The sequence below is a fragment of the Streptococcus parasanguinis genome (genome assembly GCF_001074805.1).
In the GTDB taxonomy this organism is placed as follows: Bacteria; Bacillota; Bacilli; order Lactobacillales; family Streptococcaceae; genus Streptococcus; species Streptococcus parasanguinis_A.
Genome location: NZ_JUPI01000119.1, coordinates 1 through 206, shown reverse-complemented (window position 1 = coordinate 206; position 206 = coordinate 1). Strand labels below are relative to the sequence as shown.

Below are 206 nucleotides of genomic sequence, written 5' to 3'. Positions count from 1 at the left end.
GCATTAGGAATGGTTGAAACAAAAGGTTTAGTAGGTGCTATCGAAGCAGCAGATGCTATGGTAAAAGCAGCAAACGTTACATTGATTGGTAAACAACAAGTCGGAGCTGGTTTGGTAACTGTAATGGTTCGTGGTGACGTAGGTGCTGTTAAAGCTGCAACAGATGCAGGTGCAGCAGCAGCTGAAAACGTAGGTGAATTGATTTC

General features: G+C 43.7%; 1 protein-coding gene. It reads left to right on the top strand.

What is annotated here, in order from left to right; all coding sequences use genetic code 11:
* The coding region (locus ADI76_RS08370; protein WP_080982791.1) for a BMC domain-containing protein at positions 1-206 on the top strand (206 nt) is incomplete at both ends.